The following is a 345-nucleotide window of genomic DNA, read 5'->3' as shown; positions in this document are numbered from 1 at the left end:
ACTTTCGTGATGAAAAGAACGGGCGCTTCGGATTTGGTCTTCGGGCCAGCAAAAGTCGTTCAACAGGAAGAATTCTGGTTCTGAGTCTGCTGGCAACGTTGAGCACTATCGTAATGTGGTTACTCGGTTATCACGCTGAAAATAAAGGGTTACACCTGAAATATCAGGCTAACAGCATTAAATCCCGGCGGGTTATCTCATATCTGACGTTAGCGAAGAATGTTCTTCGACACTCGCCACTTATTTTAAGACGAACAGTACTGAGCACAGTTCTAAACCATCTGTCCAGAACCTACCGAAATATGGTGCTGGTTTATTAGCAGTAATTTTGTGGGGATCCCTCAG

Annotated in this window: 1 pseudogene; it reads left to right on the top strand. The window is 44.6% G+C overall.

Going from position 1 to position 345, the window contains the following annotated elements:
* A pseudogene (locus ACUU1M_RS20740) lies at window positions 1–320 on the top strand (IS4 family transposase); the annotation flags it as partial.
* Window positions 321–345 lie beyond the last annotated feature (25 nt).

It is taken from the genome of Shigella sp. SIG6 (assembly GCF_053555815.1).
The sequence above is the reverse complement of the archived record's forward strand: the minus strand, read 5'-3'. Positions and strand labels throughout refer to the sequence as shown.